The 25,176-nt window shown below is 58.9% G+C and carries 21 protein-coding genes; 19 read left to right on the top strand and 2 right to left on the bottom strand.

Going from position 1 to position 25,176, the window contains the following annotated elements; all coding sequences use genetic code 11:
- Positions 1–52: 52 nt before the first annotated feature.
- Positions 53–775 carry a response regulator transcription factor gene (locus tag PGB28_RS11560; RefSeq protein ID WP_271421677.1) on the bottom strand — a complete coding sequence of 241 codons (723 nt, stop codon included), beginning with the start codon at positions 773–775 and terminating at the stop codon, positions 53–55.
- Positions 772–2,748: a PAS-domain containing protein gene (locus PGB28_RS11555; RefSeq protein ID WP_271421676.1), complete on the bottom strand. Its 1,977-nt coding sequence runs from the start codon at positions 2,746–2,748 to the stop codon at positions 772–774. Before PGB28_RS11555 ends, PGB28_RS11560 begins: the two co-directional genes overlap by 4 nt.
- A 171-nt stretch (positions 2,749–2,919) precedes the next feature.
- Between PGB28_RS11555 and PGB28_RS11550 the strand changes: the two genes are divergently transcribed.
- The 19 genes from PGB28_RS11550 (at position 2,920) to PGB28_RS11460 (ending at position 25,139) form a co-directional block, all read left to right on the top strand.
- Entirely contained in the window at positions 2,920–4,548 is a 1,629-nt protein-coding gene (locus PGB28_RS11550; protein WP_271421675.1) for an acyl-CoA synthetase, read from the top strand.
- A gap of 73 nt (positions 4,549–4,621) precedes the next feature.
- Positions 4,622–5,380, top strand: a complete 759-nt coding sequence (locus PGB28_RS11545; protein ID WP_271421674.1) for an ABC transporter ATP-binding protein — start codon at positions 4,622–4,624, stop codon at positions 5,378–5,380.
- Between the two features lie 50 nt (positions 5,381–5,430).
- Complete coding sequence (locus tag PGB28_RS11540; protein WP_456300298.1) at positions 5,431–6,129, top strand: ABC transporter ATP-binding protein; 699 nt, start codon at positions 5,431–5,433, stop codon at positions 6,127–6,129.
- A 69-nt stretch (positions 6,130–6,198) separates the two neighbouring features.
- Positions 6,199–7,359 (top strand): ABC transporter substrate-binding protein, encoded by a 1,161-nt coding sequence (locus PGB28_RS11535; RefSeq protein ID WP_271421672.1) that lies wholly within the window; start codon positions 6,199–6,201, stop codon positions 7,357–7,359.
- A 70-nt stretch (positions 7,360–7,429) separates the two neighbouring features.
- Positions 7,430–8,320 (top strand): branched-chain amino acid ABC transporter permease, encoded by an 891-nt coding sequence (locus PGB28_RS11530; RefSeq protein ID WP_271421671.1) that lies wholly within the window; start codon positions 7,430–7,432, stop codon positions 8,318–8,320.
- A 10-nt stretch (positions 8,321–8,330) separates the two neighbouring features.
- Positions 8,331–9,254 carry a branched-chain amino acid ABC transporter permease gene (locus PGB28_RS11525; RefSeq protein WP_271421670.1) on the top strand — a complete coding sequence of 308 codons (924 nt, stop codon included), beginning with the start codon at positions 8,331–8,333 and terminating at the stop codon, positions 9,252–9,254.
- Positions 9,255–9,305: 51 nt separating this feature from the next.
- Positions 9,306–10,064: an electron transfer flavoprotein subunit beta/FixA family protein gene (locus PGB28_RS11520; RefSeq protein WP_271421669.1), complete on the top strand. Its 759-nt coding sequence runs from the start codon at positions 9,306–9,308 to the stop codon at positions 10,062–10,064.
- Entirely contained in the window at positions 10,064–10,990 is a 927-nt protein-coding gene (locus tag PGB28_RS11515) for an electron transfer flavoprotein subunit alpha/FixB family protein (RefSeq protein WP_271421668.1), read from the top strand. The genes PGB28_RS11520 and PGB28_RS11515 overlap by 1 nt, the downstream gene beginning before the upstream one ends.
- Positions 10,991–11,005: 15 nt before the next feature.
- A complete protein-coding gene (locus PGB28_RS11510) occupies positions 11,006–12,805 on the top strand; it encodes an acyl-CoA dehydrogenase (protein ID WP_271421667.1) in 1,800 nt (599 codons plus the stop codon).
- A gap of 7 nt (positions 12,806–12,812) precedes the next feature.
- Entirely contained in the window at positions 12,813–14,438 is a 1,626-nt protein-coding gene (locus PGB28_RS11505; protein WP_271421666.1) for an electron transfer flavoprotein-ubiquinone oxidoreductase, read from the top strand.
- Positions 14,439–14,469: 31 nt separating this feature from the next.
- Positions 14,470–14,919: a MaoC family dehydratase gene (locus PGB28_RS11500; RefSeq protein WP_271421665.1), complete on the top strand. Its 450-nt coding sequence runs from the start codon at positions 14,470–14,472 to the stop codon at positions 14,917–14,919.
- A 51-nt stretch (positions 14,920–14,970) separates the two neighbouring features.
- Positions 14,971–15,543, top strand: a complete 573-nt coding sequence (locus PGB28_RS11495) for a peroxidase-related enzyme (protein WP_271421664.1) — start codon at positions 14,971–14,973, stop codon at positions 15,541–15,543.
- Positions 15,544–15,607: 64 nt separating this feature from the next.
- Positions 15,608–16,792, top strand: a complete 1,185-nt coding sequence (locus PGB28_RS11490) for an acetyl-CoA C-acyltransferase family protein (protein WP_271421663.1) — start codon at positions 15,608–15,610, stop codon at positions 16,790–16,792.
- Between the two features lie 61 nt (positions 16,793–16,853).
- Positions 16,854–17,288: a phasin family protein gene (locus tag PGB28_RS11485; RefSeq protein WP_271421662.1), complete on the top strand. Its 435-nt coding sequence runs from the start codon at positions 16,854–16,856 to the stop codon at positions 17,286–17,288.
- Between the two features lie 111 nt (positions 17,289–17,399).
- A complete protein-coding gene (phaC, locus tag PGB28_RS11480; RefSeq protein WP_271421661.1) occupies positions 17,400–19,175 on the top strand; it encodes a class I poly(R)-hydroxyalkanoic acid synthase in 1,776 nt (591 codons plus the stop codon).
- Between the two features lie 745 nt (positions 19,176–19,920).
- Positions 19,921–20,067 carry an antitoxin PaaA2 family protein gene (locus PGB28_RS11475; protein WP_271421660.1) on the top strand — a complete coding sequence of 49 codons (147 nt, stop codon included), beginning with the start codon at positions 19,921–19,923 and terminating at the stop codon, positions 20,065–20,067.
- 51 nt (positions 20,068–20,118) lie between these two features.
- The gene (locus PGB28_RS11470) at positions 20,119–20,343 is read left to right on the top strand and encodes an AbrB/MazE/SpoVT family DNA-binding domain-containing protein (protein ID WP_271421659.1); all 225 of its coding nucleotides are present in this window, start codon (positions 20,119–20,121) and stop codon (positions 20,341–20,343) included.
- Entirely contained in the window at positions 20,340–20,741 is a 402-nt protein-coding gene (locus PGB28_RS11465) for a type II toxin-antitoxin system death-on-curing family toxin (RefSeq protein WP_271421658.1), read from the top strand. Before PGB28_RS11470 ends, PGB28_RS11465 begins: the two co-directional genes overlap by 4 nt.
- A 135-nt stretch (positions 20,742–20,876) precedes the next feature.
- Positions 20,877–25,139 carry a strawberry notch-like NTP hydrolase domain-containing protein gene (locus PGB28_RS11460; protein ID WP_271421657.1) on the top strand — a complete coding sequence of 1,421 codons (4,263 nt, stop codon included), beginning with the start codon at positions 20,877–20,879 and terminating at the stop codon, positions 25,137–25,139.
- Positions 25,140–25,176 lie beyond the last annotated feature (37 nt).

The following is a 25,176-nucleotide window of genomic DNA, read 5'->3' as shown; positions in this document are numbered from 1 at the left end:
AGGTGGAATGCAATGCGTGTGCTTCGAACTTCTGGTTGATCTGCGACATGCTTTACTCATCCCCCCACTGCACTTTCGCAACAAAAACGTATCCGGACCCGTAAACCGTCCGGATCATCTTGGGTGACTTTGGATCGTCTCCAAGTTTGCGCCTGAGGCGCGAAATGCGCGCATCGATGCTTCTGTCATAGGGGTCAAGGTCATCGGGGCTGCCGATATCAAGAAGCTTGGACCGGCTCAGCACGCGGCCTGACGAGGAGAGAAACGTTTCCAGCAAAGCGGCCTCGGCCGAACTGAGGTTCTCGGTTTCGCCCTCCGGATCGGTGAGCGTGCAGGAGGAAAAGTCAGCGCTCCAGCCGTCGAATTGAGCGATCTTCGGGCTGGGGGCCTGTTGCATTACACCTGATTTCGCCTGTCCGCGCCTTAGCACCGCGCGGACGCGGGCCACCATCTCGCGTGGTTCAAACGGTTTGACGATATAGTCATCCGCCCCAAGCTCCAGCCCGACAATCTTGTCGGTTGCGTCCCCCCTGCCGGTCACGATGATCGCGGGAATGCCGCGCTGTTTGAGGCTGTCGGACACAACCGACAATCCGTCACCGTCCGGTAGGCTCAGATCGATGAGGCACAGATCGGGTCGATTTTTCTCCAACGCCTTCTCGAAGTCGCTGCAGAGACGGAAGTCCTGCGTTTTGAAGCCCAGCCCTTCGAGGGCACGTCGCATGATCCGCGCCATCTCCCGTTCGTCTTCCAGGATGTAGATGACCTGGCTCATTGCATTTCGGGTCCGTTTTTCAGTTCACGATTTTTTTGAACGGAGGATAGAACGTTGGCCAGATCGCTTTTTTCGAACGGTTTTGCCAGGAAGGGATAGGTATTGGCCTTGCCAAGGTCCGATAGCGACGCGCGTTGACCGCTCATGAGAACGATGCCGAGGCCAGGTTCTTCGCGGCTCAGGCATTCGGCGAGGGCGATGCCATCCATTTCGCCCGGCATCGAAATATCGCTGAGCATCAGTTCAATTTCTGGAATCGACCGAAAGAGTTCGAGGGCCACCGCCGCATCTTCGGCTTCGATCAGCGGGTATCCGAGTGCGATCAGATGGCGGCGCACAACTGTGCGGACACCTTCGTCATCTTCCACCAACAACACCAGCGGATTCTCGGGGCCGTCCGCGGGTTCTTCCGAGTCCGGGGCGGACAGGTCTCGCGCGCCGGTGGCCTCGCTTTCAGCGACGGGAAGCAGGATCGAAAACGTTGTGCCGACCCCCGGTTCGCTGGCCACCGAAATGGTCCCGTTCGATTCCCTGACAAACCCGAAGACCATCGACAACCCGAGCCCGGTGCCGCCGCTGCTTCCCTTGGAGGTATAGAAGGGTTCAAAGATGCGTTCCTGCGCCTCTTTCGTTATACCGCCACCATCATCCGTAACGCGGATCTTGATATACGACCCGACCGGCAGCTTGTTCAGTTGCGCTTCGCTCGGGCCCAGTTCCTCAGGCTTGATCTCGATTGTCAGGCACCCCTGACTGCCGATCGCATCACGCGCGTTCATGAACAGATTGAGCAGGGCCATTTCCAGCTGTGCCGGATCCACCATAGCGGTACGGGAACTGGTCTTGTCAGAGAAAACGATGTCGATATCTCGTGGAAATGTCGATTGAAGGAGTTCGATCATCCCCGAGATCAGCGCCCCGACATCCACGGCACTCGGATGAACCGGTTCGCTTTTGGCAAGTGACAGCAGCCTGCGTGTCAGATCGCTGCCACGACGCGCGGCGGCGATCGCCGGATCGAGGTATTCCTCCAGGATTTCCTTGTCGTCCAGACGTTCCGTCAATGGAACGAGGTTGCCGAGGATGATCGCCAGGACATTGTTGAAATCGTGGGATATTCCACTGGACATCCGGCCGAGGGCGTCCATTTTCTGCGATTGAAGCAACGCGGAATTGGCGATCTTGAGCCGGGTGACGTCCAAAGACAGCAGATAGAAACCGATCACCTCTCCGTCAGACGGGTGTTCCGGACGCAGATAGGTCCGGATTTCCCGGCGGAGACCGTTCGGAAGTGTGATCTCCATCTCGAAATCCACCATTTTGCCGCGGCGCGCCTGTTCGAAGAACCGGGAGGATCTTTCAAGGGTCTGGTGGTGCAATATCTTCTTGCAGGGCTTGCCAATCATCTGCGACGGCTCACGGCCATAGGCACGTGCAAACCGCTTGTTCACGAACAGGATGTTCATGTCACGATCTATGTGCGCGATGCCTGCGGGGACTTCATCCGCGATCAACTGGAGCCGCGATTCGCTCAGGCGCAGCTGGGTGGTGCGTTCCTCGACCTTGAGTTCCAGATCCTTCTTGCGGTTCTTCTCTGCGGTGATGTCCGTATAAACCGTTACAAATCCACCGGACGGCAAAGGTGAGCCGACAACACGCAGCGTCTTGCCGTTCTTGGATTCACGTTCGAAATCATGGGGTTCGAAGGCGCGTGCCTGTTCAACGCGTTCGGCAACCTGGGCATCGACATCGCCTGGTCCATATTCTCCGCTGAGGGCATTATGCCTAATGAAGCTCTCGAAATCCGCGCCCTCGAAAGCCAGTTCCGCCGGAAAACTCAGCAGGTCCAGAAACCGGTGGTTCCAACTGACCAGCTTCAGGTCGCCGTCAAATATCGTCACGCCTTGCCCCATATGATCCAGGCTCTCCCGGACCAGGCTGTCGGCGGCTACCCGTTTGTTTTCATTGTTCATGGTCAAGTGCCCCAATTGGGAAAGAGACTTCGGCAAGCTTCAATTTACACGAATCTAGCGGCTTCTACGCGCTCAAACCAGATGGCCGTACAATTGGGTACATTTGACTGAAACTTCGACAACATCTGTCTGGCAAACACTCCCCAACACGACAGTTCGGGAGAAACCACCATGCAGCACACCACCATTTACGAACATGGGTTGGACATGACGCCGGCAAATTTTGTCGCTTTGTCTCCACTAAGCTTTATCGAGCGTACGGCATCGATTTACCCGGATTATCCAGCAGTTATTTATGGCGATATCCGCCGCGATTGGCAGACCACCTATCAACGTTGCCGTCAGCTTGCCGGCGCGCTCACGTCACGCGGTGTTGGCAAAGGTGACACCGTCACGGTGATCGCGGCCAACCTCCCCGAGATGTTCGAGGCCCATTTCGGTGTGCCGATGTCCGGTGCCGTGCTGAACACGGTCAACACCCGGCTCGATGCCGAAGCGATTGCCTTCATCCTGAACCACGCCGAAACCAAGGTTCTGTTGGTCGATGTCGAGTTTTCCGAAGTGGTCAGCCGCGCCGTCAAAATGTCGGGCCGCGATGACATCCTTGTGGTGGATATCGAAGATGCCAGCTTTGACGGCGGTGCGCGTGTCGGTGAACTCACCTATGATGAACTGCTTGCCGAGGGCGACGCCGCATTCGAATGGTCGCTGCCTGAAAACGAATGGGACGCGATCAGCCTGAACTACACGTCAGGCACCACCGGCGATCCCAAGGGTGTCGTGTATCACCACCGCGGCGCCATGCTGAACGCGACCTCCAATATCGTCACCTGGGGCATGGCCCAGCATTCGCGGTATCTCTGGACGCTGCCGATGTTCCATTGCAACGGCTGGTGTTTCCCCTGGACCATCGCGGCAAATGCGGGCGTGTGCCTGTGTCTGCGTGCCGTGCGCGCCGAGCCGATCTATCAGTTGATCCGCGACGAGAAAGCGACCCATTTCTGCGGCGCGCCGATTGTGTTGAACATGTTGGCCAATGCCCCGGATGAGCTGAAAGATTTCTCGCATGAGGTCAAGGTCATGACCGCCGGGGCCTCGCCGCCCGCAGCGGTGATCGAGAAAATGGAAGCGATGGGCATCGACGTGACCCATGTGTACGGGTTGACCGAAACCTATGGCCCGTCGGTTGTCTGCGCCTGGAAAGACCAGTGGAACGGGCTGGACGGCGAAGCCAGGGCCAAGCTCAAGTCGCGTCAGGGGGTCAAGAACCTGGCCCTGGACGGGTTGATGGTTGCCGATCCCGAAAGCCTGGAACCGGTTCCCCATGACGGCGAAACGCTGGGCGAGATCTTCATGCGCGGCAACAACGTCATGCGCGGCTACCTCAAGAACCCGAGCGCGACCGACAAGTCGTTCAAGGGCGGCTGGTTTGCCTCGGGCGACCTTGGTGTGATGCACCCCGACGGGTTCGTCGAACTCAAGGACCGGTCCAAGGACATCATCATCTCCGGCGGCGAGAACATCTCGTCGGTCGAGGTCGAGGACGTGCTCTACAAGCACCCCGCCATTCTGGAAGCGGCCGTTGTGGCGCGCCCGGATGAAAAGTGGGGCGAAACGCCGTGTGCCTTTGTCGCCGTCAAGCCCGGGGAAACCCTGGATGAAGCCAGCGTCATCGCCTTTTGCCGTCAGAACATGGCGACATTCAAGGCGCCCAAGACCGTGGTGTTCGGGGATCTTCCAAAGACGTCGACCGGCAAGATCCAGAAGTTCCTCCTCCGGGATCGCGCACGGGCGCTCTGAAACAGAACCTCCCTGAACTGGGTGGAGCAATCTCCTTCCTCTGCTCCACCCATTTTTTTCAGAAAGAGAAACGATGAATGACACGGCCAAATATATTCTTGAGACCGAAAGCCTGACCAAGGAATTCAAAGGTTTCACTGCGGTTGATGACGTTAACCTGAAGGTCAAACGCCATGATATTCACGCGCTGATCGGTCCGAACGGCGCGGGAAAAACCACCGTTTTCAACCTGCTGACCAAGTTCCTGGTCCCGACGCGCGGCACGATCAAGGTCAATGGCACCGACATCACGGCCTCGAAACCTGCCGAAATCTCGCGCATGGGCGTGATCCGCTCGTTTCAGATTTCCGCCGTGTTTCCGCACATGACAGCCCGCGAGAACGTGCGCGTGGCCCTGCAACGCAAACTGGGCACGTCCTTCCATTTCTGGAAGCCGTTGTCGTCCTTGAACGTGCTGAACGAACGCGCCGATGAATTGCTGCACATGGTTGGCCTTGAACGGTTCACCGACTCGGTGGTGGGCGATATGCCCTATGGCCGCAAACGCGCGCTCGAGATTGCCACGACGCTGGCGCTCGAACCGGAACTGATGCTGCTCGACGAGCCGACCCAGGGCATGGGTCGCGAAGATGTGGAACGCATCACCCAGCTGATCCGCAAAGTGTCCAAGGACCGCACAATCCTGATGGTCGAGCACAACCTCGGTGTCGTGTCCACATTGTGTGACCGCATCACGGTTCTGCAACGCGGCGCCATTCTGACCGAAGGAAACTACGACGAAGTGTCCTCCGACCCACGCGTCAAGGAAGCCTATATGGGGAAAGCGGCATGAACACCTCCGTCCAGAACACCGAAATCGGCGGCCAGCACGTATCGGAACATATCGAAGAACTTCGCATCACCGATCTGCATGCCTTCTATGGCGAAGGTCATGCGCTGCACGGCATCGACCTGACCGTGAACCAGGGGGAACTGGTCACGCTTCTGGGCCGCAACGGGTCCGGGCGCACCACGACACTGCGTTCGATCGTTGGTCTGATTGGCCATCGCACCGGGTCCATCGTGCTCAAGGGCGAGGAAGTCATCAAATCGCAGCCGCATGCCATTGCACGGCTTGGTGTCGGCTATTGTCCCGAGGAACGCGGCATCTTCTCCAGCCTGAATGTCGAGGAAAACCTGATGCTGCCGCCAACCATCGCGCCGGGCGGTATGTCGGTCGAAGAGCTGTATGACATGTTCCCCAACCTTGCGGAGCGCCGCAAGAGCATGGGCACGCGGCTGTCGGGTGGCGAACAGCAGATGCTGGCCATGGCGCGGATCCTGCGGACCGGTGCGACCGTGTTGCTGCTGGACGAGATCACCGAAGGTCTGGCCCCGGTGATCGTCGACAAGCTTGCCGAAATCCTGATCGAGCTGAAAAAGCGCGGCTACACCGTCATTCTGGTTGAGCAGAATTTCCGCTTCGCCGCGCCGCTCGCGGACCGGCATTTCATCATGGATCACGGACATATCGTCGAGACCGTCGAAGCGGACGAGCTCGAAACGAAGAGCGATGTCTTTGATCAATATCTGAGCGTTTGAACTATCACCCCAAGGAGGAAGACCATGAATATTCTTAAGAAACTCGCCCTCGGCGTTTCAGCAACCGCGATGATCGCGTCGGCTGCGGCAGCCGAAGTCAGCGATGGCAAGGTCAAAATCGGCGTGCTGACGGACATGTCCAGCACCTATTCCGATCTGGCCGGCAACGGCTCGGTTGTTGCTGCCGAAATGGCAATTGCGGATTTTGGCGGCACAGCTGCCGGCGCGCCGATCGAGCTGATCTCGGCCGATCACCAGAACAAGGCTGACATCGCAGCCAACAAGGCCCGCCAATGGGGCGACAGCGAGCAGGTCGACGTGTTCGCCGAACTGGTCACCACCTCGGTTGCACTGGCGGTCTTCGAGATTGCGAAACAGCAGAACAAGCTCGCGCTCGTGTCCGGTGCCGCATCTTCCCCGCTGACCAGCGATGCCTGCATCCCGACCGGCATTCACTGGACCTACAACACCCGCGCCCTGGCCGTTGGCACAGGATCTGCCGTTGTGAAAGAAGGCGGCGACACCTGGTACTTCCTGACGGCCGACTATGCATTCGGCGAAAGCCTCGAGCGTGACGTCGCGGCCGTTGTCGAAGCCGAAGGTGGTCAGGTTCTGGGTTCGATCAAGCACCCGTTCCCGTCGTCGGACTTCTCGTCGTTTGTTTTGCAGGCCCAGGCATCGGGTGCCAAGGTTGTTGGTCTGGCCAATGCCGGCGCCGACACCGTGAACGCGATCAAGGCAGCGAACGAGTTTGGTCTTGTTGCCGCCGGTCAGTCGATTGCCGCGCTGCTGACCTTCATCACCGACATCCACGCGCTTGGTCTGGACACCGCCCAGGGCATTCAGCTGACAACCGGTTTCTACTGGGATCTGAACGATGAAACCCGCGCCTGGTCGCAGCGTTTCAACGAAAAGACCGGCACCATGCCGACAATGGTTCAGGCCGGTGTCTACTCGTCCGTCATGCACTACCTGAAAGCGGTTGAAGCGGCCGGCACCGATGACACCGACGCGGTTCTGGCGAAAATGCGCGAAATGCCTGTCGATGACTTCTTTGCCAAGGGCGGCGAAGTGCGCAGCGACGGCCGCATGGTGCACGACATGTACCTTGCCCGCGTGAAAGCCCCCGCCGAAAGCACCGGCCCGTGGGACTACTACGACATCGTCCGCACCATCCCCGGTGAAGAGGCCTTTGGCCCGCTGTCGGAAAGCAACTGCCCGACCAAGTAAGACCATACTCCGCCCGGGCCTTGTCGCCCGGGCGGACCCCTCACAATACTAAGAGACAGGACGCCGCGAGATGCTCACCGACCTTCTTGGAATACCGCCACAAGTGTTGTTCGGACAACTGCTGCTGGGCCTGATCAACGGCGCATTTTACGCCGTGCTGTCGCTCGGTCTCGCGGTGATTTTCGGACTTCTGAATATCGTCAATTTCGCCCATGGCGCGCTTTACATGCTTGGCGCGTTCTCGACTTACTTCCTCGCGAAGTACCTCGGTGTTGGCTATTGGGGCGCGCTCATCCTGGCGCCACTGATCGTTGGTGCCCTGGGAATAGTGATCGAACGGTACCTGTTGCGCCGACTGACCGGTGTCGACCACCTTTATGGCCTGTTGCTGACATTCGGTCTGGCGCTTGTGATCGAGGGTATCTTTGTCAAGCTGTTCGGAGCTTCCGGCATCCCGTACCCGACACCGCCACAACTGACCGGCGGTATCAACCTCGGGTTCATGTTCCTGCCCTACTACCGCGCCTGGGTCGTTGTCGCGTCGCTGATCGTGTGCATCGCCACATGGGTCCTGTTCGAACGCACCAAGATCGGCTCCTATCTGCGCGCCGGCACCGAAAATCCGCAACTGTTGCAGGCATTCGGCGTGAACGTTCCGGTCCTGACCACGCTTGCCTATGGCTATGGCGTTGCACTGGCGGCCTTTGCCGGCGTGCTGGCCGCACCCATTACCCAGGTCAGCCCGCTTATGGGGTCGAACCTGATCATCGTGGTGTTCGCGGTTGTCGTGATCGGCGGCATGGGGTCGATCGTCGGTGCGGTTGTCACCGGGCTTGCCATGGGCGTTGTCGAAGGGCTGACCAAGGTGTTCTGGCCCGAAGCCTCTGCCACCGTGATCTTCCTTGTAATGGCCATCGTGCTGGTTCTGCGTCCTGCGGGCCTGTTTGGCAAATCTGCGTGAGGTACATGAGATGAATACGAAAGTTGGATACGGTATCGCTCTGGCCTTGTTGCTGGTTGCACCGTTCATGATCTACCCGGTCTTCCTGATGAAGCTGCTGTGCTTTGCCTTGTTTGCCTGTGCGTTCAACCTGATCCTGGGATATGGCGGGCTGCTCAGCTTTGGTCATGCCGCGTTTTTTGGCGGGGCTGCCTATATCACCGGACATGTGATCAAGGTCTGGGGTCTGCCCACGGAACTTGGCCTGCTGGTAGGCGCCGGATCTGCCGCCGCTCTTGGCTACCTGATCGGTATGCTGGCGATCCGCCGTCAGGGCATCTATTTCGCGATGATCACCCTGGCGCTGGCCCAGATGGTGTATTTCATCTTCATCAGTGCCGATTTCACAGGCGGCGAAAACGGTCTGCAGGGTGTGCCGCGCGGCTATGCGCTGGGCATCTTCGATCTGCAGGACAACCTGACCATGTACTACTTCGTTCTGGCAGTGTTCGTGATCGGCTTCCTGATCATCGCGCGTGCCGTGTACTCGCCCTTTGGTCAGATCCTTGGCGCGATCCGCGACAACGAAGATCGCGCCACATCGCTTGGGTATGATGTTGATCGCTACAAGCATCTGGCCTTCGTTCTGTCCGCCGCCTTGGCCGGATTGGCCGGGTCCACCAAGACAGTTGTATTTCAACTTGCGTCGCTGACGGATGTGCATTGGCACACGTCGGGCGAGGTTGTCCTGATGACACTGCTAGGCGGTCTTGGCACCATCGCCGGTCCTGCAGTGGGCGCCGGGGTGATTGTCACGCTGCAAAACTATCTGGCCTCTGGCCCGCTCGGCGCTTGGGTGCCGGTGGTGTTGGGCACGATCTTTGTGGTCTGCGTGTTGGCCTTCCGGCGCGGGATCATCGGAGAACTGCACGCCATGTTGAAAAAATCCTTCTGATGACTTGCGGCGCGCCTCACGGCGCGCGGCCCCAGACAGCGGAGAAGAAAAATGAAGGTCCTCGTACCAGTCAAACGCGTGATTGATTACAACGTAAAGGTCCGCGTCAAAGCAGACGGCAGCGGCGTCGATTTGGCCAATGTCAAAATGTCGATGAACCCGTTCGATGAGATTGCCGTCGAAGAGGCGATCCGCCTGAAAGAGGCCGGTCAGGTTGACGAGATCGTGGCCGTTTCCATTGGTGTCAAACAAGCACAGGAAACCCTGCGCACCGCATTGGCGATGGGGGCAGACAGGGCCATTCTCGTGATCGCGGCAGATGATGTGCATACCGATCTCGAACCACTTGCCGTGGCCAAAATCCTAGCGGCCGTTGTTGCCGAAGAAACCCCCGGCCTGGTGCTTTGTGGCAAACAGGCCATCGACAACGACATGAACGCCACGGGCCAGATGCTATCGGCATTGCTCGGCTGGTCACAGGCCACATTCGCCTCGGAAGTTGAGATCGAGGGCGATAGTGCAAAGGTCACCCGTGAAGTGGACGGCGGGCTTCAAACCATCAGCGCCAAGATGCCAACTGTGATCACGGTGGATTTGCGCCTGAATGAGCCGCGCTATGCGTCGCTGCCCAACATCATGAAGGCAAAGCGCAAGCCTCTGGATGAAAAGACCGCTGCTGATTACGGCGTAGACGTCTCCCCACGGCTTGAAGTCCTGAAAACCGAAGAGCCTGCAGTACGCGCGGCGGGAATGATTGTCGGCTCGGTCGATGAACTGGTGGCGAAACTCAAAGATGCGGGGGCTGTGTGATGGCTGTTCTTCTTTTGGCAGAAGTGAATGATGGCGTCTTGGCGCGGGACGCAACCGCCAAGGCCGTGACGGCTTCGGCTTCGTTAGGTCCTGTCACGGTACTCTGTGCTGGTGGTTCGGCCAGCGGTGCGGCGGATGAAGCTGCGAAAATCGCGGGCGTCACCAAAGTGCTATGCGCCGAGGATGCATCCCTTGGGCACCGCCTGGCGGAAAGCACGGCGGCACTGATCGTGTCACTGGCAAGTGACTACAGCCACATCGTTGCACCTGCGACGACAGACGCAAAAAACGTTTTGCCCCGCGTTGCTGCCTTGTTGGATGTGATGGTGATTTCCGATGTGTCCGATGTCGTGGACGGCGAGACTTTCGAGCGCCCAATCTATGCAGGCAACGCCATTCAAACAGTGAAATCATCTGATGCCACCAAGGTTGTCTCGTTCCGCACATCGACATTCGATGCCGCAAGCGAACAGGCAGCCGCCTCCATCGAGACCATAGGAACTCCCGCCAATCCTGGTCTTTCGGAATGGGTCGAAGACAAGCTTGCCGAAAGCGACCGTCCGGAGCTTACATCTGCAGGTATAGTGGTGTCTGGCGGACGTGGCGTTGGCTCCGAGGACGATTTCAATATCATCGAAGCGCTGGCGGACAAGCTTGGCGCGGCTGTGGGGGCCTCGCGCGCCGCAGTCGATTCCGGGTTTGCTCCGAATGACTGGCAGGTCGGCCAGACCGGCAAAGTTGTTGCACCTGATCTCTATATTGCCGTGGGCATTTCAGGTGCCATTCAACACCTCGCAGGCATGAAGGACAGCAAGATCATCGTTGCCATCAACAAGGATGAAGAAGCCCCAATTTTTCAAGTTGCCGACTACGGACTGGTCGCTGACCTATTCGACGCCGTGCCTGAACTCACTGAAAAACTGTAAGCAGGAGCTCCTGATATGACCTATGCCGCCCCCGTTCAAGACATGCGTTTCGTGCTGCACAACCTGTGCAACCTCGACGAAATCTCCCAACTGCCGGAGCTTGAAGACGCAACGCCTGATATGATCGACGCCATTCTCGACGAAGCCGCAAAATACGCCGGTCAGGAGCTTTCGCCACTGAACCGGGTCGGAGACCTGGCTGGTCTGGGATTTGATGAAGGCAAGGTCACAATGCCCGAAGGTTGGGCTGGAGCCTATGAAACGCTGGTCGAAATGGGCTGGAACAGCCCCTCCGCCAGCCCGAAGCATGGTGGAATGGGCCTTCCTTATGTGGTGAATGCCTGCATTCAGGAAATGTTCCAGGGCGCGAACATGGCATTCCAACTGTGTCCGATGCTGACCCAAGGCGCGATTGAGGCGCTTGAAGGATACGCCTCGGAAGAGTTGCAAAACACCTACCTGCCCAAGCTGGTCACTGGCGAATGGACCGGCACCATGAACTTGACGGAGCCGCAAGCTGGATCCGATCTGGCAGCGATCCGGTCCAAGGCTACGCCCGACGGCGATCACTATCGCATCAAAGGTCAAAAGATTTACATCACCCATGGTGAACATGACTTGACCGCCAACATCATCCACTTGGTGTTGGCGCGGTTGCCGGATGCGCCTGCCGGTGTCAAAGGCATCTCGTTGTTCTTGGTGCCAAAGATCCTTCTCGACGCTGCTGGCGCACCAGGCGAAGCAAACGATGTGCGCTGTGTGTCCATCGAACACAAGCTGGGCATTCACGCGAGCCCGACCTGTTCGCTGTCCTTTGGTGATAATGCTGGAGCGATTGGCTATCTGATTGGCGAGCCCAACCGTGGTCTTGAGTACATGTTTGCCATGATGAACAGCGCGCGCCTCAATGTGGGCCTGCAGGGCATCGGCGTTGCCGAACACGCGTTGCAGGACGCCGCACGTTATGCCGCCGATCGCAAGCAAGGCGGCGCACCCGGCGTAGAAGGCAGTGCGCCGATCATCCTGCATCCTGACATCCGCCGGATGCTCGGCATAATGAAAAGCCGGACAGAGGCCGCGCGCATCCTTGCCTACCGCGCTGCTGCCTCACTGGATTTCGCCCACCGCTCGACAGACCCGGAAACCCGCGCCTTCCATCAGCGACGTGTCGATCTGCTGATCCCGGTGGTCAAAGGCGGCTCAACGGAAATGTCGATCCAAGTTGCGTCGCTGGGCATGCAGGTTCACGGCGGCATGGGCTACGTCGAAGAAACTGGTGTTGCACAGCATTTGCGTGACGCCCGGATCACCACAATTTACGAAGGCACAACCGGCATTCAGGCGCTTGACCTGATCGGCCGCAAAATCCTGCGCGACAAAGGCGCAGCCGTGGCCGAGATCGTGACCGACATGCGCGCCAGTGCAAAGGCGCTCAAAGCCGCAAGCGGTGATGCCGCCGATTGGGCGATGTTGTCCCGCACCGTGGCCCAAGGCGCGGACGCCGTGGAACGGGCAACGGCATGGATATTGGCAAGCGTCCAAAAAGACCGGAGCGCGCCTTTGGCCTCGGCGGCCAATGTGCTGGAGTTGTTTAACACGGCCTTTGGCGCATGGGCGATGGGTGACGCCGCGCTGGCAGCCGCCAAACAGATTGCCGGTGGTGAAAATCCGGCAAGTGCGCAAAGCAAGATCCGTTTGGCCGAGTTCTTTGCACGCCAGGTTTTCCCGGATGCACAGGCCCGCCTTAGCGCGGTGCTGAATGGAGCCGGCGCGGTCCTTGGACTGTCGGCTGACGACCTGCTGCAGGAGGCGTGAGGCCAACATGACCCGAGAAAGCATGGAATATGATGTGGTGATTGTGGGGGCAGGGCCTGCGGGTCTGTCCGCCGCCATCCGCCTGAAACAGCTCGATGCAGACCTCAGCGTCGTTGTGTTGGAAAAAGGGTCTGAGGTTGGTGCGCATATCCTTTCGGGCGCGGTGCTTGATCCTTGCGGGCTTGACGCATTGCTGCCCAATTGGCGCGAGATGGGCGCACCGATCACGGTGCCGGTCAGGAAAGACAACTTCTACATGCTGGGCGAGGCCGGAAAAGTGCGCATCCCCAATTTCGTCATGCCCCCGATAATGAGCAATCACGGAGCCTACATCGTTTCGATGGGCAATGTCTGTCGCTGGATGGCCGAACAGGCCGAAGCTCTAGGTGTCGAGATTTTCCCTAGCATGGCCTGTTCCGAATTCGTCTTCGGTGACGAGGGTGAGGTCAAAGGTGTCGTCGCTGGCGAATTTGGTCTGAACGCCGATGGCACCCCGTCTGAAGCCTATGAGCCGGGTATGGAGCTTCACGGCAAATACGTTTTCCTGTCCGAAGGTGTGCGCGGTTCGCTGTCAAAAAGGGCCATCGAAATATTCGACCTTGCCGCCGAGTCAGGGGTTCAAAAATACGGCCTTGGTATGAAAGAAATCTGGGAGATTGACCCAGCCAAACATTGTGAAGGCACCGTCACGCATACAATGGGCTGGCCGCTTGGCAAAAACGCTGGCGGCGGATCGTTCATCTATCATCTTGATAACAATCAAGTCTATGTCGGGCTTGTCGTTCACCTGAACTACAAGAATCCGCACCTTTACCCATACATGGAGTTCCAGCGGTTCAAGCATCACCCGATGGTCGCCGACCTGTTGAAGGGCGGCAAGCGCGTCGCCTATGGCGCGCGCGCGATCACCGAGGGGGGATGGCAATCCTTGCCCAAAACCGCCTTTCCGGGTGGCGCGCTGTTGGGGTGTTCGGCAGGAATGGTCAACGTGCCGCGCATCAAGGGCAATCACAACGCCATGCTGTCGGGCAAGGCCGCCGCCGAGGCCGCACACCAGGCCATCACTGCTGGCCGCTCGGGTGATACGCTTGCGGATTATGACACCGAAGTGCGCTCCGGCCCAATCGGTCAGGACCTCAAACCCGTGCGCAATGTCAAACCGTTATGGTCCAAATGGGGTCTCGTCACGTCACTAGTCGTGGGGGGCGCTGACATGTGGTGCAACACCCTTTTCGGGACCTCGCCCCTGAACCTGAAACACGGCAAATCTGACGCCGCTGCAACCGGAAAAGCGGCCGATTTCAAGCCCATCGATTACCCGAAACCCGATGGCACGCTCAGCTTTGACCGCCTGACAAACGTCTCGTTCTCGATGACAAATCATGAGGAAAGCCAACCTGCGCACCTCAAACTCATCAATCCAGACGTACCAATAGCCGTGAACCTGCCTGACTATGCGGAACCCGCCCAACGCTATTGTCCGGCGGGCGTCTACGAAGTTGTCGACGAAAAATTCGTCATCAACTTCCAAAACTGTGTCCACTGCAAAACCTGCGACATCAAGGACCCCAGTCAAAACATCGTCTGGACCACGCCCCAGGGTGGGGACGGTCCGAACTATCCGAATATGTAAGCCAAGAAGTTCTCAGAAGGAGCGTCACGCCATGAATGAATTGAACGGATACGATTTCGAGGACCTGGAAATTGGCATGTCAGCCACGTTCTCAAAGACAATCACCGAAGCCGACATTGTCCTGTTTGCCGGTGCTTCGGGGGACAACAATGCCATTCACATCAATGAGGAATTTGCCCAGACAACGCCCTTCAAGGGGCGGATCGCGCATGGCTTCCTGACCGCGAGCACCATTTCCGCGGCCATCGCAAACAAGCTGCCTGGGCCGGGCACCATCTATATCTCTCAGGCGATGAGTTTTACTGGCCCGGTACGCCCAGGCGATACCGTCCACGCCGAAGTTGTGGTCAAGGAACTGATTGCAGGGCGCAGCCGTGTTGTTCTGGCGACCACGTGCCGGGTAGGCGGGGCCGTCGTTGTTGAAGGCGAAGCCACCGTCAAAACCACGTCTGCTGCCAAACGCGCCGCCGAGGCAGCGTGACCGTCAAACATCCAGTCATCAGAAGCTGGTGACAAAGGCCAAGGAATTCAGATGACTGTCCCCGCAATCAGCCGCTATCCGATCCCGGACATCAACGATCTTCCCGAGGACCTCAAAGATCGGATGCTCGGAGTGCAGGAAAAAGCTGGTTTCATCCCGAATGTGTTTTTGACACTCGCCCATCGCCCCGACGAATTCCGCGCCTTCATGGCCTATCACGACGCCGTCATGGAAAGCGAAAGCGGGCTGACGCAGGCCGACCGCGAAATGATCATCGTGGTCACGTCCAGCGATAACAGCTGCCAATATTGCGTCGTGGCCCATGGCGCTATTCTTCGAATCCGCGCCAAGAGTCCGACAATCGCGGATCAGGTTGCGGCCAACTATCGCAAAGCAGACATCACTCCGCGCCAAAAGGCGATGCTCGACTTTGCTTTGAAGGTATCAAACAGCGCCGAGGCGACCGAGGATGCCGATTTTGAAACTTTGCGCGAACATGGCTTCTCTGACGAGGACATTTGGGACATCGCAGCTGTGACGTCTTTCTTTGGGCTTTCCAACCGGATGGCCAATTTCACGTCGATGCGCCCAAACACCGAGTTCTATTTGATGGGTCGTTCTTGAGCGGCCTTGGGTTGGAATGAAATCAAGCCGGCCCCCTAAGAAAACCAGAAAAAGGAACCAAAAGATGACACAGGACGTTGTAATTCTCGACGGAGTACGGACCGCCATTGGGACCTTTGGAGGCGCGTTGGCCGGGCATGCCCCCACCACACTGGCCGCTGCGGTTGCCAAAGAGGCGATCGCTCGTAGCGGGGTTGATCCCAAGCAGATTGGTCACGCGATTTTCGGCCATGTCATCAATACAGAAGGTCGCGACATGTATCTCGCGCGGGTTGCGGCGGTCGAAGCAGGAGTTCCCAACGAGGCTCCAGCCCTTACCGTGAACCGCTTGTGCGGATCGGGCGCGCAGGCCATCGTTTCCTCTGCCCAGCACATCATGCTGGGCGATGTCGATTTCGCCCTTGCGGGTGGTGCCGAATGCATGTCGCGCTCGCCATATTCCAGCCAATCGCCACGATTTGGCCAGAAAATGGGTGACATGAGCATGACTGACATGATGGTTGCGGCACTAAGCGACCCATTTGGCGGCGGGCACATGGGTGTGACGGCTGAAAACGTGGCCGACGAGTATCAAATTTCGCGTGACGTTCAGGATACTTTTGCCGCTGAAAGCCAGCGTCGCGCATCAGTGGCCATCAATGAGGGCAGGTTCAAAAGTCAGATTCTGCCAATCGAGGTAAGAGTGCGTCGTGACATGGTGCCATTTGATACCGATGAACACCCCAAATCCTCGACCTCGGCTGAAAGCCTCGGCAAGTTGCGCCCGGCTTTCCGGAAGGAAGGCTCGGTTACCGCCGGTAACGCGTCCGGCCTCAATGACGGAGCGGCAGCAATGGTTCTGGCGTCGGCCGATGCCGCCGAAAAGGCAGGCCTGAAGCCGCGCGCACGGCTACTGGGATACGCCCATGCCGGTGTTCGCCCCGAAGTGATGGGCATTGGTCCGGTTCCTGCCGTGACCACATTGCTTAAGAAGCTTGGCATGAGCACCGGAGATTTTGATGTGATCGAGTCCAACGAAGCGTTTGCCGCGCAGGCCTGTGCTGTGAACAAGGAACTGGCTTTTGACACCGCCAAAGTGAACCCAAATGGCGGTGCTATCGCTCTGGGCCACCCAATTGGCGCGACCGGTGCCATCATCACGATCAAAGCTTTGAACGAATTGGAACGCACGGGTGGAAAGCGCGCTTTGGTAACCATGTGCATTGGTGGCGGGCAAGGCATCGCTTTGGCAATTGAGGCTATGACCTAACTTTTTGTGGTTGAAGAGATTTTCGAAAAACCAAGTAGATACAAGAAATAGGAGAATGAAAATGACCAAGACAGACAGCTCGAACCCATATCACCACTTTCTCAAAATGTTCGATCCTGCCAATCTAACCAAGGCATTCGATCCGAAAGCCATGATAGAAAAGTTCGCCGCGATCCCGGGCATTCCAGACGCGCAGGACACACTCGAGAAATCGAAAAGCCAGTTTGAAGCGTTGGCGAGGGCAAACGAAGCCGCTGCGCAATCTTACCGTGATCTTATGGAAAAACAGATGAAGATTTTCCAAGACCTGACGGCTAAAGCCGCAGAGCAGGCAAAAGCTGGCTCACAACAGGATGTAACCGCCTATCAGCAGGCCGTTGACAGAGCTCTCGAATTAATGACCGAGTTGTCGGACGCCGCATGTGACGCCAACAAACAGGCCTATGACACAATTGAGGCTCAGGTCGCAGAAGCGATGAAGAACTTGAAGCCGTAAGCCAAGGGCAACCCACAGTGGCTACCACAGCGATCAGAGGTCTGGTGCAATTTTGCGGCCGACTGACCAAATTGGCCAATGCAACGGAAACTTGAATGGGAATGATCAGACATGAATGACACAAAGGCATCTGCGCAATCAGCTGACATTGCCGAACAGACAGAACGGCTTGCCCGTTTGACCAATCGCGCCATGATCGCGAGCGCCCAAATGCAGGGTCACGCGGTCAAACAGGCGTCCGGTTCCGAATATGCCCTGATGGACGCCGGAACGCTGGCAAAGGCCTATGGTACCTTCTGGACCGACATGATGACTGATCCAGGCAAATTGATGGACATTCAGCAGACCGTTGGAACCGAGATGATGGCCGCATGGCAGTCCATGTTCGGCCTATCTTCCGATGTGCCGGTCAAGGACAAGCGTTTTAAGGACCAAAGCTGGTCCGATGATCCGATTGCGCGCAGCTACCGTGATGTGTTTCTGGCCTTTGATCGCGCCGCCAACGGGTTACTGGACCGCTTGCCAGACGGCTCCAAAGACCACATGCGGGTCAGTTTCTACACCCGCCAGATGATCAGCGCGCTGTCGCCCAGCAACTACCTGATGACCAATCCCGTCGCCCGCAAGGAGTTGATGGAGAGCCGGGGCGAGAGCCTGCTGGCGGGGCTTGAAAACCTGCTGACCGATCTGGAGCGCGGCGATGGGCGGCTCGACATTGCCACCAATGACGATACCGCCTTTGAGGTTGGCGTGGACCTTGCAACTACCAAGGGGCAGGTGGTGTTCCAGAACGACCTGATGCAGCTGATCCAATACGCTCCGACCACCAAAGAGCAGCACGCAACGCCAATCCTCTTTGTGCCCTCTTGGATCAACAAGTATTACATCCTCGATATGAAGCCGGAAAACAGCCTGATCCGCTATGTGCTGGATCAAGGGCATTCCGTCTTTGTGATCTCGTGGGTCAACCCCACACGCGACCACGCCGACAAGGATTTTGCCGATTACATGACCGAAGGTCCGCTGGCGGCCCTTGATGCCATCCGCGACATCACCGGTGAGGATAAAGCCAACATCCTCGGCTTCTGCATCGGAGGTATTCTGGTCACAGCAATGCTGGCCTATCTGGCAGCCCTTGGGGATGACCGCATTGCCTCGGCCACCACGCTTGCAACGATGGTTGATTTCGATAACGTCGGCGAGATTGGCGTCTTTGTCGATGATGACCGGCTGGAAAGCATGCGCCACCACATGGCGGACAAAGGCTATCTTGACGCGCATCACTTGCAGGACATGTTCTCGATGCTGCGCGAAAAGGATCTGATCTGGTCCTTTGTGGAATCGAACTATCTTCGCGGACAAAAACCGCGCGCCTTTGATCTGCTGTCGTGGAATTCGGATTCCACTCGCCTGCCATCTGCCATGCTGCTTTGGTATCTTGAGAAGGTTTACCTTCGGAACGGATTGCGCAAACCCAGCGCGCTTGAACTGAAGGGCGTCAAGATTGACATCACCAAGATCACAACGCCCTGCTTCATTCTGGCGACCCAACTGGATCATATCGCGCCTTGGCAGTCGGTCTATCCCGCAACCGATTTTCTGGGTGGCGATGTTGAGTTCGTCTTGGGCGGCTCCGGTCACATTGCTGGCGTGATCAATCCCCCGGTCGAGCGGGCCAAATATGGCTACTTAACGAGCGCGACGTATCCCGCCTCTCCAGACGATTTTGTTGCGCAGGCTGAGCAACATGAAGGTTCATGGTGGCCACATTGGGCCGAATGGCTGGCGGCCCGCGAAACAAAGAAAATTGCCGCCCGCAAACCCGCGACCAAAGGCAAATACAGGGGTATCGAGGCCGCACCTGGATCATACGTTAAGGCTGTTTGATCCACTGGTATCAAGCCACAATATCTCTTGATCAGAGAACTGCCACAAGAAGCTGCCAATTGAACTGCATCCGGTGAGCATTTTCAGCATTGGAGCAGAGTGTGTTTTGTGCAGAACAATAGTGGGCTCGCATTGTCACCATGTTCCTGAAGCAAAGTGGACGATCCGCGGAAATTTAAGAAACAACAGGCCATAGCTGAACGCAAAAGGTACCGGATCTAGGGAAGAATAGTAATACAGTCATTGGACTGGCCGGAGCAAACGGCGGTTTATTCCTTGTACCGCGACCTGTGCGATCGACGGCCTATCCTTGCTGCAGCTCGCATGAATGACCGGTCAGACCGCTGCATGGCAGCGCCGAAACCCGCGCAATAGCGAAGACTCTCCTTTTGCGAGCGCGCGCAGCAAAAAAATTAAATTCACGGGTTGGGCTCTCAACAGTCATTCGCCGCGTGCAGCGCCAATGTCGGCAATGGCGCCTGTACGCAGTTTTTTTCGTCGCTCATGTCCCTCAGTCTTGATGTGGCAAGCTTGTATCGTTCGGTACACTTTGCTGTAATGTTTGATCATCGAACTTGAGTGGAGCACGAGTTGAAACAGCCTTCAGATCGCAAACATGCCTACGACGAAGTCGACTGGTCCGAACTCCAATACCCCGACCACCGGCCACAGGTCATTTTGAGCGTTGCCGATATGCCGAGTTACCTAGGCGGGCTTCTGGACAGGGAGCCCGAGGACCGCTTCCGTGACCGTTGAAGCGAAACCCCACGATGCCTGGTTTCGGTCCAAGGTGGAGGAGGCGCTCAAAGATCCGCGCGACACGACTCCTCACTCCAAGGTGATGCATCAGGTGCAGACGTTAATTGATGAAAAGCGCCGGGAGAAATCTTGACCTCGCGTAGAGGTTTCGTATATACATCTGTATAACCTTGTGAGGCCGGCCATGATCGAAGCTAAAATCCGCAAAGTCGGCAACTCCGCCGTGATGACACTCAGCACCGAGTTGCTTGCGCTGCTTGATGCGAAAGAAGGGGATACCCTTTACGCGGTGCGCACGGATGATGGCGGGCTCAAGCTGATGACGGAAAACCCTGAACTGCAGGCCGCACTTGCAGCGGCCGAGATCGTCATGGATGAGAATCGCGATCTGCTCCAAGCGCTTGCATGAGCGATTGGGTCTGGGTCCCACTGGCCGCTTTGTACGTTGTCCATGATCGCCAGATCGCGCGCCACGGCGGTGCGCCGGGGACTCGTGATTCGGCCCTTCTGGAAATGGGATGCACCCGGGCGATGAACCGCGCGGCCTACGAGGACGCGGACGCGGACGTGTTCGCGATCGCTACCGCCTATGCCTATGGCATTGCCAAGGCGCATGCCTTTGTCGATGGCAACAAACGCACCGCTTTCGTGGCAGCCTTTACATTCTTGCGATTGAACGGCGTGCCTCTCAGGCCGGACCCAGGTATGGGCGTCCGGATGATGGAAGAGCTTGCATCCGGCCAGGTGAGTGAAGATGCATTTGCCGATTGGCTACGGGACCTTGCCTCCCAGGCCGATCTGGTCTGACCACTATGGTGGTCTGCAGGATCTAGACCGCTCTCGCTGACCTGTCCTTATCCGTGTTTTCCGTGCCCCACCCCGAAAAGCGAAAGCGGGCTTTTTGTCCTTTGGAACTCAGACCCTGATCCAAAGGAAAACCCCATGTCCAAGCCCAAACTGGCAAACCCGGCTCTCGCAATCTCCGAAGCCGATCTCGCCTCTGCGCTAGCGCTTATCGGCGCGGAGATCGACCACCAACCCCTGCGCAGCTCGGCGCTTGCGCGCATCATGCGCAAGACGTTTCATGGCAGCGATGCCGGCGGTGCCTGGGACTGGCGCATGGCCTATGACCTGATGCAAGCCGCGGCCATCCAGGTGCTGCTGCGTGGGGACGGTGCAGCAGGTGACATCGCCGCTGCAAAGCTGCTTGCCTCACGGCTGCTGACGGAAACGCGCCGGTCCGAGCAGCAGATCCGGCTGCAGCAGTTTTCCACGCCGTTGCCTTTCGCGGCAATGGTCGTGCGGGCGGCAGCCATTCGCAAGGGCGAGACTGCGCTGGAGCCCTCGGCTGGCACCGGTGCACTGGCCGCTTTTGCCGCCCGGGCCGGTGCCACGCTTTTGCTCAACGAGATCGACCCCTTTCGCCAGCGCCTCCTGCGCGCGGTTTTCGGCGGCGAGGTGACGGGCCATGACGGCGAGCATATCGACGATCTGCTGCAGTCGCCGGTTCTACCCGACGTCGTGGTGATGAACCCGCCCTTCGCCTCATCGGTCGATCGCTCCCGAGACAAACACATCGCCGCCAAACATCTCGTCGCGGCTGCCAAGCGTCTCGCGCCCGGTGGGCGGCTGGTGGCGATCATGCCGCCGGGATTCACGCCCGAACGCGATGCCGCGCATTGGTCACGCGCCTGCGGTCTCCTGACGCCGCGCTTGGCGTTGACGATGCCGGGGCAGGTCTACCGCAAGCTCGGCACCTCTGTCGAAACCCAGCTGATGGTCTTCGACAAGGTGCAGGAGGACGGCGAAATGATCCGCGTTCCTGTGCGGGATCTGGATGAAGCCTTGGCATATGTAGACGCCGTGGCCGCAACCCGGCCCGAGATGCGCCACGTACAACAGGCTGCGGCGATCCCTCATGCTCAGCCGACCGTTCCATCATCTGCCCCGCGCAACCGCCGCGCTGCGCCTGATGCCGCCTCCAAACCCCGGGCCAATGCCGTCCGCCCGCTCACTTTCAAGAGCCTTGAGACTCCGCGCGACAACACGCCCATCTCGGATATCTATGCGCGCTACCGCCCACAGCGGATCGAGATCGCGGGTGCGCAGGAACATCCCACGCCGCTCGTTGAAAGCATCGCCATGGCCTCGGTTGCCCCGCCGATGCCCTCAAATACGGGCCGTGATGACCTGCGCCTGCCCGCACGGTTGGTCGAGGAGGGAGATCTCTCCGAGGCGCAGCTGGAAACCATCATCATGGCGCATGATGCCCATGGGCGTGATCTGCCCGGTCGGTTTACCATCGATGACGACCAGACCAAGCTGACGCGCGCCGATAATGACCCGGATGCACGTGCCTATCGCCTTGGCTATTTCCTCGGCGACGGCACCGGTTGCGGCAAGGGCCGCGAATGCGCGGGGCTCATTCTCGTGAACTGGCTTTCCGGGCGCAGGAAGGCGATCTGGGTCTCCAAATCCGCCACGCTCATTGAGGATGCCATCCGCGACTGGACCGATCTCGGCGGCTCGCCTGCCGACATCCAGCCGCTCTCCAAATGGAAACCGGACCAGCCGATCCCGATGGGCGACGGTATCCTCTTTGTCACCTACGCCACGCTGCGGTCCGCGGGCAAATGCGGCACCACGCGACTGAGCCAGATCCTCGCCTGGATGGGTGAAGACTTTGACGGCGTTCTTGCCTTCGATGAGGCCCATGCCATGCAGAACGCGGCAGGGTCCGAGCAGGGCAGGGGGGTCAAACCCTCCCAGCAGGGCCTTGCTGGCCTGCGGCTGCAACTAGCAGCACCCCGCGCTCGCGTCTTCTACATCTCGGCCACGGGCGCCACGAGCGTGCACAACCTGGCCTATGCCGCGCGGCTGGGGCTCTGGGGGCAGGGCCCCGAATACCCCTTCCCGAGCCGCGAGAGTTTCGTCTCGGCGATGGAAGCCGGCGGCGTGGCTGCCATGGAGGTGGTCGCCCGCGATCTCAAGACGCTCGGGCTCTATACGGCCCGCGCACTCAGTTTTGATGGCGTGGAGTATGACGTTCTCGAACACGCGCTCACCCCTGCCCAGATCGAGATCTACGACGCCTATGCGGGTGCGTTTCGCACCATCCACCATAATCTCGAGGCGGCGCTGACGGCGACCGGTGTCAACGATGCCTCGGGCGAGACCAATGCCTCGGCTGCTCGCGCCTCGGCCAAGTCCCGCTTCGAGAGCACGAAACAGCGCTTCTTCAATCATCTGCTGATGGGCATGAAGGCCCCGACCATCATCCGCGCCATCGCGGACGATCTGGCGGCGGGCAAGGCTTGCGTCATTCAGGTGGTCTCTACAGGCGAAAGCCTGCTGAAACGTCGGCTTGAGACGATGGACCCGGAGGACGAGCTGGTCGAGGGCGCGCTGACGCCCCGCGACTACGTGTTGGGCTATCTCGAACAGGCCTTCCCGATCCATGCGCAAAAGCTGGTCGAGATCGACGGCAACATGGTGGCGGAACCCTTGCGGGATGAGACCGGCGCGCTGGTCGTTTCGCGCGAGGCGCTGGCCCTGCGCGATGCGGCCATGATGGAGTTGATGACACTGGCGCCGATCCCCTCGGCGCTCGACCAGATCCTCTGGGCATTTGGCGACGAGGCCGTCGCAGAGGTCACGGGTCGGTCCATCCGCCCTTTGAAGGCCGAGGATGGTCATCTCTTCATCGAGAAGCGCGCCGCCAGCAGCAATTCCTCCGAAACCCAAGCCTTCATGGACGGCGAGAAGGATATCCTTATCTTTTCCGATGCGGGCGGGACGGGCCGGTCCTATCACGCGGCGCAAACGGCGAAGAACCAGAAGCGACGGCGGCACTATCTTCTGGAGCCCGGCTGGCGCGCGGATGCGGCCATCCAGGGGCTCGGGCGCACGCATCGCTCGGCTCAGGTCAGCGCGCCCTTCTTCCGGGTCTGCACCTCGGATGTGCATGGCGAGAAACGTTTCACCTCGACTATAGCCAAGCGCCTCGATCAGCTGGGGGCCTTGACCAAGGGCCAGCGCGAAACCGGCTCGCAGGGCATGTTCCGGGAAGAGGACAATCTCGAAAGCCCGATCGCGCGGGCCGCACTACGTGGGTATTTCGCCGATCTTGCCGCCGGGCGCGCTGAGGCGATGATCTACGAGAGCTTCACCGACTGGACAGCCCTGCGGCTGATCGACAAGGACGGGGTGCTCCTTGAGGAGCTTCCCCCGATCCAGCGGTTTCTCAACCGGGTGCTTGCCCTTCCCATCCACATGCAGAACGCACTCTTTGCCGAGTTCATGCGCCGGATTGCCGATCAGACGGAACGGGCGCGCGCGGCGGGCACGCTCGATCTCGGCGTGGAAACCCTACGCGGCGACAAGATAGAACAGGTCTCCACGGAAGATCTCTGGACCTGCCCGAAATCCGGCGCCGTGACGCGGATCATTGGACTTGAAGTCACCGACCCGGTCCATGTGCTTTCGGCAGATGATGCCCTCTCGCGCAATTTCGACAAGCTGCCGATGGTCAATCGCGCCTCCGGCCGCGCGGCACTCATCTCGGCGCGGCCCATGCAGATGTATGACGAGGACATCGTCACGCTGATGCGCAAGGCGGCGCGGCCAAACGGGTCGAGCTATCTCGAAGAGGCACGGTTTGAGTCCTCGGCTTGGGAAGAGATCGACAGGCTCGAGTTTGCGCGGCTTTGGGATGCCGAGGCTGCGTCCCTTCCAAAAACCACCACGACCAAGCTCTACCTGCTGACCGGGCTTCTGCTGCCGATCTGGAAGGATATTCCGACCACCAATGAGCGCATCTACCGGGTCACGCCGGACGGGGCGGCCGCCATGATCGGGCGCACGCTGAGCGAGGAAGGTGCGGCCGCGCTGCGCGCCCGCTTCCTCGTCTCCAATCCGCAAACGCCACAGGAGATGTTGACCGCCGCCCTCGGCACCACCGCACCTGTCGATCTGGGCCGGGGTCTCACCCTGACCCGTCGCCGGGTCGCAGGCGAGATGCGTCTCGAGCTGGGCGGTGCGGATCGGGGCATGATTGAACGTCTCAAGGCCATGGGGTGTTTCACCGAGATCATCGCCTTCCAGCTGCGGGTGTTCCTGCCGCACGGGGACGGGATCGACGCGGGAAGCATTCTGGCCCGGATCGTGGGGCAGCGAGCCGCCATAGCAGCAGAACAAGCCGCCTGAAAAGTCAAAGCGGGCTTCCGGTCGGGCGTCGCGGATC

Origin of the sequence: Primorskyibacter aestuariivivens (assembly GCF_028023675.1) — a bacterium.
Classification (GTDB): Bacteria; Pseudomonadota; Alphaproteobacteria; order Rhodobacterales; family Rhodobacteraceae; genus Marinovum; species Marinovum aestuariivivens.
This window is presented reverse-complemented; position numbering and strand designations above follow the sequence as displayed.